At 55.6% G+C, this 12,817-nt stretch carries 13 protein-coding genes and 1 tRNA gene; 5 read left to right on the forward strand and 9 right to left on the reverse strand.

Annotated features, from left to right (window positions below):
- Positions 1–164: 164 nt before the first annotated feature.
- On the forward strand, positions 165–1,652 hold the full coding sequence (gene amyA, locus ABLU73_RS04250) for an alpha-amylase (RefSeq protein ID WP_004203469.1): 1,488 nt from the start codon (positions 165–167) through the stop codon (positions 1,650–1,652).
- A 41-nt stretch (positions 1,653–1,693) separates the two neighbouring features.
- Here the strand turns inward: amyA and yedD are convergent, their stop codons facing one another.
- Entirely contained in the window at positions 1,694–2,128 is a 435-nt protein-coding gene (gene yedD / locus ABLU73_RS04255; RefSeq protein ID WP_072140493.1) for a lipoprotein YedD, read from the reverse strand.
- Between the two features lie 374 nt (positions 2,129–2,502).
- On the opposite strand from yedD, the gene rcsA reads away from it, so the two are divergent.
- Complete coding sequence (gene rcsA / locus ABLU73_RS04260; protein WP_348850064.1) at positions 2,503–3,126, forward strand: transcriptional regulator RcsA; 624 nt, start codon at positions 2,503–2,505, stop codon at positions 3,124–3,126.
- 32 nt (positions 3,127–3,158) lie between these two features.
- Here the strand turns inward: rcsA and dsrB are convergent, their stop codons facing one another.
- Positions 3,159–3,350, reverse strand: coding sequence for a protein DsrB (gene dsrB, locus ABLU73_RS04265; protein ID WP_004203477.1), 192 nt, complete (start codon positions 3,348–3,350; stop codon positions 3,159–3,161).
- 135 nt (positions 3,351–3,485) lie between these two features.
- On the opposite strand from dsrB, the gene yodD reads away from it, so the two are divergent.
- Positions 3,486–3,707, forward strand: a complete 222-nt coding sequence (gene yodD, locus ABLU73_RS04270; protein WP_004203478.1) for a YodD family peroxide/acid resistance protein — start codon at positions 3,486–3,488, stop codon at positions 3,705–3,707.
- 299 nt (positions 3,708–4,006) lie between these two features.
- On the opposite strand, the gene dgcQ is transcribed toward yodD, so the two are convergent.
- Positions 4,007–5,686 (reverse strand): cellulose biosynthesis regulator diguanylate cyclase DgcQ, encoded by a 1,680-nt coding sequence (gene dgcQ / locus ABLU73_RS04275; RefSeq protein WP_017900237.1) that lies wholly within the window; start codon positions 5,684–5,686, stop codon positions 4,007–4,009.
- Positions 5,687–5,803: 117 nt separating this feature from the next.
- Positions 5,804–6,715, reverse strand: coding sequence for a DUF808 domain-containing protein (locus ABLU73_RS04280; protein ID WP_004203481.1), 912 nt, complete (start codon positions 6,713–6,715; stop codon positions 5,804–5,806).
- Between the two features lie 183 nt (positions 6,716–6,898).
- On the opposite strand from ABLU73_RS04280, the gene yedA reads away from it, so the two are divergent.
- Complete coding sequence (gene yedA, locus ABLU73_RS04285; RefSeq protein ID WP_126494248.1) at positions 6,899–7,810, forward strand: drug/metabolite exporter YedA; 912 nt, start codon at positions 6,899–6,901, stop codon at positions 7,808–7,810.
- Here the strand turns inward: yedA and ABLU73_RS04290 are convergent.
- The 4 genes from ABLU73_RS04290 to drpB form a co-directional block, all read right to left on the reverse strand.
- Complete coding sequence (locus ABLU73_RS04290) at positions 7,785–8,279, reverse strand: very short patch repair endonuclease (RefSeq protein ID WP_004203485.1); 495 nt, start codon at positions 8,277–8,279, stop codon at positions 7,785–7,787. The two genes, yedA and ABLU73_RS04290, sit on opposite strands and share 26 nt — an antisense overlap.
- Positions 8,260–9,660, reverse strand: a complete 1,401-nt coding sequence (locus ABLU73_RS04295) for a DNA cytosine methyltransferase (protein ID WP_074194585.1) — start codon at positions 9,658–9,660, stop codon at positions 8,260–8,262. Before ABLU73_RS04295 ends, ABLU73_RS04290 begins: the two co-directional genes overlap by 20 nt.
- 76 nt (positions 9,661–9,736) lie before the next feature.
- On the reverse strand, positions 9,737–10,447 hold the full coding sequence (locus ABLU73_RS04300; protein WP_032456336.1) for a phosphohydrolase: 711 nt from the start codon (positions 10,445–10,447) through the stop codon (positions 9,737–9,739).
- A 41-nt stretch (positions 10,448–10,488) separates the two neighbouring features.
- A complete protein-coding gene (gene drpB, locus ABLU73_RS04305) occupies positions 10,489–10,770 on the reverse strand; it encodes a cell division protein DrpB (protein ID WP_032456337.1) in 282 nt (93 codons plus the stop codon).
- 536 nt (positions 10,771–11,306) lie between these two features.
- Between drpB and ompC the strand changes: the two genes are divergently transcribed.
- Positions 11,307–12,443 carry a porin OmpC gene (gene ompC / locus ABLU73_RS04310; RefSeq protein ID WP_017900242.1) on the forward strand — a complete coding sequence of 379 codons (1,137 nt, stop codon included), beginning with the start codon at positions 11,307–11,309 and terminating at the stop codon, positions 12,441–12,443.
- 274 nt (positions 12,444–12,717) lie between these two features.
- On the opposite strand, the gene ABLU73_RS04315 is transcribed toward ompC, so the two are convergent.
- A tRNA-Ser gene (locus tag ABLU73_RS04315) sits at positions 12,718–12,807 on the reverse strand.
- Positions 12,808–12,817: the final 10 nt, after the last annotated feature.

Here is a 12,817-nt window from a genome sequence, read left to right on the forward strand (position 1 = left end):
AGCGCTTAACGGCCCGACACCAACATCGTTACGCTACATCTTATGCAAATTTATTATATATGATCCGCTTTAGGGTATAGCGAAATTCAGGGCTTTCCTCACCCGTTTTGCGGGATATCTCCCATACTGCAAAGGTCAGCCTGTTGACGTCTGGAGCATGGAAGATGAAAAACCCCACCTTGTTGCAATGTTTTCACTGGTACTACCCCGCCGGCGGCGAACTGTGGCGTGAAGTCGAAGCGCTGGCCCCCAGTCTTAACGAAATCGGCATCAATATGGTCTGGTTGCCCCCCGCCTACAAAGGCGCCTCGGGCGGCTATTCCGTCGGCTATGACACCTACGATCTCTTCGACCTCGGCGAGTTTGATCAAAAGGGCTCTGTCGCCACCAAATATGGCGATAAGACCCAGCTGCTGGCGGCAATCAACGCCCTGAAGGAGCACGACATCGCCGTGCTGCTGGACGTGGTGGTGAATCATAAAATGGGCGCCGATGAAAAAGAGGCCCTGCGCGTGCAGCGCGTTGATGAGCAGGATCGCACGCAAATTGACGAGACGATCATCGAGTGCGAGGCATGGACTCGCTATACCTTCCCGGTGCGCGCCGGACAGTATTCGCAGTTTGTCTGGGACTACAAGTGCTTTAGCGGCATTGACCACATCGAGAATCCGACGGAAGACGGTGTATTTAAAATCGTCAACGACTACACCGGCGAAGGATGGAATGAACAGGTCGATGACGAGCTTGGCAACTTCGACTACCTGATGGGCGCCAATATCGATTTTCGAAATCACGCCGTCACCGAAGAGATCAAATACTGGGCGCGCTGGGTGATGGAGCAAACCGGTTGCGACGGTTTTCGTCTTGACGCTGTGAAGCATATCCCCGCATGGTTTTACAAAGCGTGGATCGAGCATGTTCAGGAGGTAGCCCCGCAGCCGCTGTTTATTGTTGCGGAATACTGGTCCCATGAAGTGGAAAAGCTCCAGCAGTATATCGATCTGGTCGAGGGCAAGACGATGCTGTTTGACGCCCCGCTGCAGATGAAATTTCATGAAGCGTCCCGCCAGGGGCGCGATTACGACATGAGCCAGATTTTCAGCGGGACGCTGGTGGAAGCCGACCCCTTCCATGCCGTCACCCTGGTCACCAACCATGATACCCAGCCGCTGCAGGCGCTCGAGGCGCCGGTTGAGCCATGGTTTAAACCGCTGGCCTATGCGCTGATCCTGTTGCGTGAAAATGGCGTACCCTCGGTCTTCTATGCCGATCTCTTCGGCGCCTCCTATGAGGATACCGGCGGCGACGGACAAACCTACGCCATAGAAATGCCCGTTATCGAACAACTCCACGAGCTGATCGACGCCCGTCAGCGTTTTGCCCACGGCGTGCAGACTCTCTGGTTCGATCACCCCAACTGCATTGCCTTCAGCCGCAGCGGCACGGACGAGGATCCCGGCTGCGTGGTGGTGATGTCCAATGGTGATGAGGGAGAAAAGACCCTGACGCTGGGCGAGAATTATGGCAACAAACGCTGGCGGGATTTCCTGGGCAATCGGGAAGAGATTGTCGAAACCGACGGCGAAGGCTGCGCCACCTTTACCTGTAACGGAGGAAGCGTCAGCGTGTGGGTGCTGGAGGCGGTGCTGTAGTCATCTGACGCCGGTCGGGCCAGCGGTGGCCCGCCGGAATCTTAGTGCGCGGTGGTCGGCGCGCTGACTGGAGCGGTGGCACGCGCTTTAGCCCACGCTTTCTCGCACTCCGGGGTGAGACGTTCAACGCGGGTCAACGTCATACGATCGTAGGAAAGGGTGTTGCCCTCGCGCTCGATCGGGTAGATATCCAGGGAAGCGGTCACGTTGTAGATATCGCTATCGCGGTTCATCAGTTTCCCCGGCTGGGCGATCACGCGCTGCCACTGGCGGCAGTCGAAGGTGTCCCCATCTTTGGTGACGATCAGGCTGGCGATGGCGTCCGGACTCATCATCTCACTCTGCGGCCCTTTCGTCTGCCAGTAGCCTTCCAGGCCTGCCGGCGCGGGGGCTTTAACAACGTCTTCGTAACGATCAACCTGCACGCATCCGGCCAGCGCCACCACCATGCCAGCAAAAACTAACTGTTTCATCATTCATCCCACAAGCTGATAAAAAAGTATTGTGGCATTAAAGCGTTAAGCCTTCCACCCCCGCTGCGGGCGGAGAAGCCGGGTAAAACACGGCCAGGCATCGCGACCTTCATATGAAATAAGGAAATTCTGAAAGTAAAAGAATCTTTGGCGCCTAACCATAGCAGCCACGGGCACTTTTTGTTTTTAATTCGCTCACACTACCGGTTCTCGACTTTACTTTAAGAGTTTTCCTGGCAAATTATATGCAGAGATGCGGAATAGTTTAATGGAACTAATGGGTTCTTTCTTAAACCTACTATTATTACCGCCCGCAAGGACTGCTTCGCACAGCCAGTGCGAAGTGTATATCGTTACGTGTTGATTGAGGATGGGTCATGTCAACGATGATTATGGATTTGTGCAGTTATACCCGGTTAGGACTTACGGGATATCTGACCAGTCGGGGAATTAAAAAACAGGAAATCGTTGAGGTCAACTGCGCTGAGGATCTGCACAGGCACTGTGCGTCATGTTGCCCGGCGGTGGTGTTTCTGAATGAAGATTGCTTTTTGCATGATGATGAAAGTAATAACATTATTCGCCAGATCATCACGCAAAATCCGGCGACGCTGTTTGTGATTTTTATGTCGCTGGCGAACATCCATTTTGACCGCTATCTGCGGGTACGTAAGAATCTGCTAATCAGTTCAAAATCGATCACCCCAAAAGACCTTGATGTCATTCTGGTTAATTATCTTAAATACAAGAACACGAGCCTGGGGCAGTTGAATTTACCGACGTTGTCGCTAAGCAAAACAGAATCAAATATGCTGCAAATGTGGATGGCCGGGCATGGTACTTCGCAAATTTCAACGCAAATGAACATCAAAGCGAAAACGGTATCATCGCACAAAGGTAATATTAAAAAGAAAATACAGACGCATAATAAGCAGGTGATTTACCACATCGTTCGGCTGACCGAAAACATTACCAGTGGTATTCAGGTGAATCTACGCTGAAACAAACTGGCGGTGGTCCCGCCAGTTCGGTTTTACGAGATTTCTTTTTCCACGAAGATCCCATCCGGGTGCCCTATTTCATTGAAAAACCAGATCCCCAGGGGATAGTCTTCCAGCGAAACCAGATACATCGTCCCTTCGCTAAACGACTCAATTGCCAGCACTACGCCCGATCGACGTGGGCCACCGTCGGTCTTCACCGTGACACGATCGTTCACCTGCATAATCCATCTCCTCTCTATTTTCAGCCAGTGTAGAACAAAACCACGCCGCTCGCAGCGTCGCGGCCGGTGACTGGCGTTTTTTTAGACCGACTATACTTAAAAAGGCTTGAGCGACGCTCAGCGAGGGGGGTAATGATGAAGAACCGATTGACAGACCAGACCGGGAACGACGTTGATGTCAACGTTGATGCTCTACTGGCGGCGATTAATGAGATCAGCGAAAGCGAAGTCCACCGCATCCTCGATGACCCTCAGCGCGCCAGTATCGATGGCCGCGGGGCGCATACCTGGCGCGAACTGGCGGAGGCATTTGAACTCGATATTCATGATTTCAGCGCCAGTGAAGCCAACCGCTAGTGATGGGCGAAAAAAATCCCGACTCGCAGGAGTCGGGATCAAACTTGCTAATGCAAGAAGCACTTGAAAATTCGTTACACCGGGAAATCCGATGCGTTGAAACATTATCCTCAATTATTTTGCATGACAAGAGATATTCATGACGCAAAATATTGAGAAAGTCGGCGCTTCGCAGCAGAAAGGGCTGCAGGGCTGATGCGAGAAGGCTTAGCCGCAAACCGGTTTCATCTGATAGTACGATCGCCAGACATTACTTTAAGATAAATCTCAAATCCGCTGGCGCGAGCGAAACGTTTTACTCACGCTTCGCTGCGATAACAGACCTGGTTGCGGCCATTCTGCTTGGCCAGATACAGTCGACCATCGGCGACCGACTGCAGCGCTTCAAAGTGATACTCTCCCTGCTCTTCGCTGGCGCTTACCCCTAACGACGCGCTGACCCGCAGCGTCACGTTGTTATGCAAAAAGACCTCCCGGCCATGAATACGCAGGCGTAGCCGCTCCGCTATCGCCGCCGCTTCCTGCAGCGTGGTATTCGGCAGCACGACACAAAACTCCTCTCCCCCCACGCGGCCCAGCAAATCGCCTTCCCGCACAGTGCCGGCAAGGGTACTGGCCACCATCGACAGCACCCTGTCACCCGCCTGATGACCATAGCGATCGTTAATGCTCTTAAAGTGATCCAGATCGAGCTGGATCACCGCCAGCGGTAGTCCGCTGCGCTGGCAGGCGCTGGCGAGCGCCATCGCCTTTTCAAACAGCGCCCCGCGATTGAGCAGGCGGGTTAAGGCATCGTGCCAGGCCTGCCACTCCAGAGAGGTCTGGAGGACGCTCATATTGCGGACCATACGGCGGATCACCAGCCAGGAGAGCAGCAGCATCAAGGTGAAGAGGATCCACATCAGGGTCAGGGCGATGGTGATGGTGCCAAAGTTGCCGCGAACGCCTTCCCGCAGGGTGTGGATCCGCAGCAGCACGCCGTCAAAATTCCGTAGTTTGGCCCAACTGATATAGCGCGTCAGCAGACGCAGGCCGCCCTGGTTATCATGGGCAAACGCGCGGCTGAGCAGCTCCTGCTCGCGCGGCGACAGCAGCGTCAGGACATTCCCCGGCGCAGAGGAGGCCAGCAGGCTAAGATGGCTGTCATAAAGCTGGTATTCCCCCTCCTGCCCGCCCTTCATCGCGCTGATTAAAAAAGCTTTTATTTCGCTGACTGAGAAATCCATCGCCAGCACGCCGCGCCAGTAACCGGCAAAATCCAGCGGTATCGAGGCGGTAACCACCTGCTCTTCCAGCTGCGGGTCATCGTCAGGAAAGGTTTGCCAGATAACGCCGCGGTACGGATTGTTCCGCTGGGTCTGCCGGGTAAACCAGAGGGCGCTGATAGCGCGCGAATAGTGCGTCTTCACCTGCGATTCATCGCGCAGCGGCAGGGTCGAGGTGAAAAAGCCGCTGCGGGAGATATATTGCATCCGCTCGGCAAAATCGCGGTCATGCTGCGTCAGATTTAACAGATAACCCAGCTCCAGCGTCGCCATCAGTTCATTGACCACCAGCGGATCGTCCGGCAAGAGCAGCGGGTGCTCCCTGACGACGCTCTCCGAGACGCCAAACACCGGCAGCGTCCGGCGGTTCGGGAGCGCCACCCGCCAAATCTCCTGATGGCGCTGGTTCAGATAGCGCTGGCTGGCCTCGTGCAACACATCGACGTCGAGGGGGCGTTCAAGTGCGGACTGCATACCGTGGCGAAAAAACATCATCCTGTCGATGTTAAACTGCAGCAGCCCATCCATTTCATGCGCGACGTTAGCCAGATTATTGCGCTGGTTCGCCACGTAGGCCTCTTCCAGGACGTTGATTTCACGCCAGATCAGCAGCGTGGAGAAAAATAGCACCACGATAAAACAAACGTTAACCACATGTGCCGGGCGAGTCAGGAAGTAGCGCTTTTTCAACTTCAACCGCAGTGGCTTATCCATCTTTCTCTCGTAGTACGTTGCGCAAACCTGACGTCGTCAGCGCACGCGGTTTCTGTCGATACCGGACGCGCTTTTTAGCGTAGACCACGCGGCGCCAATACGCTGCGCCGCACCTGACTACTTCGCCGCGCCACGCAGGCGGCTCACCGCCTTGACGCCGGCCAGTACCACCGCACCGATGATAAAACCCAGCACCAGATTGACCACCATCGGCAGCAAGGCGGCCAACATGCCGCCCAGGCCCGCGCTCCAGTGCTCAATGGCATGGTGCAGCGGCGCAATACCGTGGACCACAATCCCGCCGCCAACGAGGAACATGGCCAGCGTCCCGACGACAGAGAGCAGTTTCATCAGCCACGGAGCCACGGCCAATAACCCTTTGCCCAGCCACTGCGCCAGCGTACTGCGTTTCTCCGCCAGCCAGTAACCCATGTCATCCAGCTTGACGATCACCCCCACCAGGCCATAGACCCCGATGGTGACCAGAATCGCGATCCCCGAGAGAATGAGGATCTGATTCAGCAGCGGCGCTTCCGCGACAATGCCGAGGGTGATGGCGACAATTTCCGCGGACAAAATAAAGTCGGTGCGAATCGCCCCTTTTACTTTGTCACGCTCAAAGGCCTGCGGGTCACGATCCGCCAACGCCTGAAGACGCTGCTGCCGTTGCGCTGGGTCCTCCTTGTGCTTACGCGCTTCCAGACTGTGGAGCACCTTCTCCACCCCTTCAAAACAGAGAAACGCGCCACCCACCATCAGCAGCGGCGTGATCGCCCAGGGAATAAAGGCGCTGATCAGCAGGGCCAGCGGCACGAGGATGATTTTATTGACGAACGACCCTTTCGCCACGCCCCAGACCACGGGCAGCTCACGATTTGCCCGCACGCCGGTCACCTGTTGGGCATTCAGGGAAAGATCGTCGCCCAGCACCCCCGCCGTTTTTTTCGCCGCCAGCTTGCCCATCATGGAGATATCGTCCAGCAGCGTGGCGATATCATCGAGTAATGTTAAAAGACTACTTCCTGCCAAAATGATTTTCCTTCTCTTTTCATCAATGTCTCCCTCGAGTATGCGTTAAAAAACGGCCGCTGCCCAAGGTACAATTAGTCAATATAAATTTAACAACCTGGCGCAAATTAAGCGCTCGCCAGCAGGATAGTTTTCACGTTTACTATATGTCCCCTTTCTATCTTTGCACCGTCGTGAGGAAGTATGTCTACCCGTCAGCTGTTACCGCTTATCGGGGCGCTGTTTGCGCTGTATATCATTTGGGGCTCTACCTATTTCGCCATCGCCGTCGGCGTCGCCAGCTGGCCGCCGCTGATGATGGCCGGAATTCGCTTTCTCTCTGCCGGCGTGCTGCTGCTGGGATGGCTGTTGGCCACCGGCCATAAACTGCCGGCCCGCAGGCCGTTGCTTAATGCCGCGCTGATCGGGGTTTTGCTGCTGGCCGTCGGCAACGGCTTTGTCACCCTGGCCGAACATCAGCACGTTCCCTCCGGGATCGCCGCGGTGATGGTCGCCACCGTTCCGCTGTTCACCCTGTGCTTCAGCCGCTTTTTCGGCATCACCACTCGGAAGCTGGAGTGGCTGGGGATTGCCATTGGCCTCGCGGGTATTGTGATGCTTAACAGCGGGGGCAACCTGAACGGCAACCCCTGGGGCGCACTGCTGATTCTGATTGGCTCTCTGAGCTGGGCCTTCGGCTCGGTTTACGGCTCGCGGATCGTGCTGCCGACCGGCATGATGGCGGGGGCAATCGAGATGCTCGCCGCCGGGATCGTCCTGCTGGCCGCCTCATGGCTGAGCGGTGAAACCTTAACCCGCATTCCGTCGTGGTCCGGGATCGCCGCCGTAGCCTATCTGGCTATCTTTGGCTCGCTGATTGCCATCAACGCCTACATGTTTTTGATCCGCAATGTCACCCCGGCGGTGGCCACCAGCTACGCCTATGTCAACCCGGTGGTAGCGGTTCTCCTTGGCACCGGATTCGGTGGCGAAAGCCTGTCACTGATCGAGTGGCTGGCGCTGGCGGTGATTATTTTCGCCGTCGTGCTGGTGACGCTGGGCAAATATCTCTTCCCGGTTCGCAGCGAAGCTACCCCTTGTAAGGCGTCGAAATAAGCGCCAGTTCGCGGATCCCCTGGGTGTCGATCTGCGCGTCGTGTCCGGCGCCGCAGATCCACTCTTCCAGACGCTCGGTGAGCGCCTCGTCATTCAGCTTCAGGCGACCGCGCAGGGCGCACTCCCAGACGATAAGCACCCGCCAGCCCTGCGCGGCCAGCTTTTGCCGGTCACGGGCATCGCGCGCTACGTTGCCGGCGATCTTGTCCAGCCAGAACGCCGTCCGGGTGGCCGGCACCTTAAACAGGTAACAGTCATGGTGGTGCCAGAAACAGCCGTGGGTAAAGATGACGCAACGGTAGTCGGGTAAAGCGAAATCAGGGCGCCCCGGCAGCTCGCGATCCTGGGCAATAAAGGTGAATCCCGCCTGAGTCAACAGCGCCGCTATCCGCTTTTCGATCGCCGTATCGCGCGTGGCGATAGCCCGCATATTTTTACTGCGTGTGGCTTTATCGTGAACATCCGCCATCGTTATCATCCGCTTCGCGACGCGCCACCGCCTGAGCGATGCGCGGGGCCAGGAGCTTCGCCACCGCGGCGAAGACCGGAACCACCACCGAGTTGCCGAACTGACGATAGGCCTGGGTATCCGACACCGGGATGCGGAAACGCGCCCCCTGAGGCGATTCGAAGCCCATCAATCGGGCGCACTCCCGCGGCGTCAGCCGACGAGGACGCCGCTGTTGATTCTGCGGATCGTCAAAATGCGTCTCGCCCAGCGGCCGGTCCCAGCCGCGATCGACGAGAATTTCGGCGCCATCTTTATAGTAGCGGGCGGAGAGCGTCCGGGCCACGCTGTGGGGATTGGCGGGGTCCACCAGGCCATAACCAAAGCCATTGCCCCGCGCCTGATGCTTGCGCGCATAGCGATAAAGATATTTCCACAGCACCGGCGTGAGGATAAATTTGGCATCCACCGTAGGCTCCAGCAGCTCGCCAAACGTTGGCCGAACCGCCGGGTAAAGCGCCGCTATATCGCGCAGCGTAAACCCTTCGTGCAGGTGCAGATCGCGACGGAAGCCTACCAGCACGATGCGCTCCCGGTGCTGTGGTAAGAAATGGCGCCCGTCGATCACTTTCGGATCGTCCGGCCCGCTATGCCCGGCGTCAGCGACCTCATACCCCAGCTCATCCAGTGTCTGCATGATGATGCGGAAGGTGCGTCCCTGATCGTGACTTTTGAGATTTTTAACATTCTCCAGCACAAAGATCGCCGGCTGACGGGCGGCGATAATTCTCACCACATCAAAAAACAGCGTCCCCTGGGTTTCGCAGGCAAAGCCGTGGGCGCGACCCATGGCATTTTTTTTCGATACGCCGGCGAGTGAGAAAGGCTGGCAGGGAAAGCCGGCCAGCAGCACATCATGCTGCGGGATAGTCTCGCGGATATGCTGCGCCGCCTCGTCATCGCTAACGTCGGGGCGATGGCTGAGGGTGATATCGCGGATATCTTCATTGAAACGGTGTTGCTGCGGATCGCAATACCAGTTGGCCTTATAGGTGCGCACCGCATGCTTATTCCACTCGCTGGTAAAGACGCACTGCCCGCCGATGGCTTCAAAACCACTGCGGATCCCGCCGATACCGGCAAACAGATCGACAAAGCGGAACCCATAGTGCGGATGATGGGCCGGCGGCGACGGCAGCAGCGTCGCCAGATGAGCGACCTCCTGCGGACGCAAACGCCCCGCCGCGCGGCCGAGGGCCGCCACGCGCTTGAGGATCGCCGCGCTCCAGTGCTGCTCCCCGACGCTAACCAGCTCGGCGACCAGCGTTTTCACATCGTAGATCGTCATCAGCTGACGCAGCAGCGCCTGAGCCTCTTCACCGGCCTGCTCCGTCAATGACAACGACCTGTTTTCCTTGATTAACTTTTGTGGCATATCCTCAACCAGCGCGGACGATTTTTGCAGAGAGTACCATAAATCACTGGTCGGTTGACGGCTGTGGTGCAAAGCGGCGTAAAACCGCCTCATCCAGCGCCATAGGCTCCCCCTTCAGCTCCGCGCTGATCTTGGCCATAAACTCGACGAGGAAGCGCGCATTATGCTGCGCCATAGCCCTTCCTGCGGCGGTCTGCATGGTTTCCGGCAGGCGCAGGAGTTTGCACTGGAAATGGTCGAGGGCATATTTTCTGTCATCCAGCGCTCGCCGGTCGGCGAAAGGATCGTTGGCATCAAACAGAATGGTGTTCAGGGCGCCGGCGACGGCGAAGACCCGCGCCAGGCCAATCGCCCCAAGCGACTCGAGACGGTCGGCGTCCTGGACGATTTTCGCCTCCAGCGTGCGCGGCGGGATCGCCGCGCTAAAGCTGTGCGCCTCAATAGCATGGCTGACCGCCGCATAGCGGTCTGCGGGAAAATCGGTAAACGACGACTGCAAAATCGCCAGGGTTTTCTCGGCAGCCATCATCGAAGAGCGGCTTCGCTCCGGATGATTTTTAGGCAGACTGACAATGTCATGAAAATAGCAGGCCGTGAGAAGCACCAGCCTGTCGACTTCCACCTCCCCGGCGGCCAGCCGGGTGGCGGTGGCCCAGACGCGACGAAAATGGGATAGATCGTGCGCCGCATCCTCCTGGGCGTGGTGCGTCAGTATCCAGTGCTCAAATCGTTGCTGCCAGTCTACCAGGTTCATAGGCGTTCCTTATCTGAAGGTCAGCCTCGAGCATAGCAACTTTACGACCGATGATCCCGCCCGCTTCTGGCGGGCCGTGTATACCAGACGACAGCACCAAGGATCGCGCCAATGCCGGCGAGCACCAGCATCCCCAACAGGGCGCCAAGCCATTTCCCTGCCATTGTGCCAAAGTCGCCCTCCGCGCTGGCGCCGGGAACGCTGTGAATTTTCCCTACCACCCACCAGTAACGCACAATGACCCAGACACAATATCCGCAAAAGGCATACAACGCCCAGAGCGCGAGTTTGCCGCCCGGGCTGCGTTTTGCCTGCTCTTCCATCTCATTCTTCTCCGTGACAAATCATACTACTGCCACCCAAAACGTGACACGCATCACATTATACCGCCAACCTGCGCCACAGGCAGCAGTTTCATCCTTGTCTTCTGCACCTACTTATCACTTATGCTGCCAATGGAAATACCCAAGGGTTTGTTCTTTATTACTTACCCACAGGATTAAACATTAACGACATCAACCATGCCGCGTATTGTACTTATCTCACCCGGCGAGTTTGTCTCATAAATTATATTTAAATGCTGAATAACCCCTAGCCGTAAATTAATAAAAATAATTTCATTTGGTTAACCGAGCCCGCAACAAAACAACATAACTCATTGCTATATAATAAAATAATAATAAAAGCAGATTCATTTAAATTTAATATAACGAACCATTTGGAAATATTTTGCAATATCTTACATTATTTATTTACATATTTTATTTTAAATAAAAATGAACCTGGTCGTTAGTATCTGATAGTCATTCCGGAGGGATTGTCATAATTCACAGAAATTATTATTAAAAGGGAATATATAATGAAAAGAAAAGTACTGGCTCTCATGGTTCCGGCATTATTAATGGCCAATGCCGTTAATGCCGCGGAAATCTATAACAACAACGGCAACAAACTGGACCTTTACGGGAAAGTCGCCGGCCTGCACTATTTCTCAGACGACACTTCAGAGGACGGCGATCAGACCTATGCACGCTTTGGCATCAAAGGCGAAACGCAGATCGCTTCCGAGTTAACCGGCTACGGTCAGTGGGAATACAATATCAAGGCCAATACCAGCGAAAATGAAGGAGCGAATTCCTGGACACGTCTGGCCTTCGCCGGTCTGAAGTTTGCTGACTATGGCTCACTGGACTATGGCCGTAATTACGGCGTGGTGTACGACATCGAATCCTGGACTGATATGCTGCCGGAATTCGGCGGCGATACCTACACCCAGACCGACGTTTACATGACCGGCCGCACCAACGGGGTGGCCACCTACCGTAACAGCGATTTCTTCGGCCTCGTCGACGGCCTGCATTTCGCCCTGCAGTACCAGGGTAATAATGAAAACGCCGGTTCTGGCGAAGGCACTAACAACGGTGGTGCTCGTAAACTGGCGCGGGAAAATGGCGACGGGTTTGGTATCTCCAGCTACTACGATCTCGATATGGGCATCAGCTTCGGGGCAGCCTACTCATCTTCCGACCGTACCCATAACCAGCTGGCGGCAGCACGTAGCAGCCATATTTATGCCAACGGAGATAAAGCCGACGCCTGGACCGTCGGCGCCAAATATGACGCCAACAACATCTATCTGGCCGCCATGTATGCGGAAACCCGCAACATGACCTTCTACGGTAACGGCGCTATTGCCAATAAGACGCAGAACTTTGAAGTCGTCGCCCAGTACCAGTTCGATGAGTATAATTTACCGCTGCGTCCGTCTGTGGCCTATCTGCAATCAAAGGGTAAAGATCTCTACTCCTCTTCTCGCTTCGGCGACAAGGATCTGGTCAAGTATGTCGACATCGGCATGACCTACTACTTCAATAAAAATATGTCCACCTATGTGGATTACAAAATCAACCTGCTGGATGAAGACGACCGCTTCTACAGCAACAACGGTATCTCGACCGATGATATCGTGGCCCTCGGTCTGGTTTACCAGTTCTGATCCCCATCTAAGCCCGCGCTCAGCGGGCTTTTTCTTGTTCCCGCTCCGTTGAGATCACTCTTTTCGACATTGCCGCTTTCCAGGCGTACCTTCCCGCTTTATGATGCGTTTAAGCTCGTTCGGGCAAATTGCGGCGGTAAGACCACAAAAGGACAAGGCACAGTACCGCGTCTTTACGCTGAAACCAGGACGATGATGATGGCGATACCCCAGCGCAGGCGTTATACCTGAAGCTAAAGGTGTTATTGAAGGGGAATGGTCAGAGAAAGAAGAGTGGCGGAGAGAGGGGGATTTGAACCCCCGGTAGAGTTGCCCCTACTCCGGTTTTCGAGACCGGTCCGTTCAGCCGCTCCGGCATCTCTCCGCTGTTGTGG

Origin of the sequence: Klebsiella sp. GG_Kp175 (assembly GCF_040062325.1) — a bacterium.
In the GTDB taxonomy this organism is placed as follows: Bacteria; Pseudomonadota; Gammaproteobacteria; order Enterobacterales; family Enterobacteriaceae; genus Klebsiella; species Klebsiella quasipneumoniae.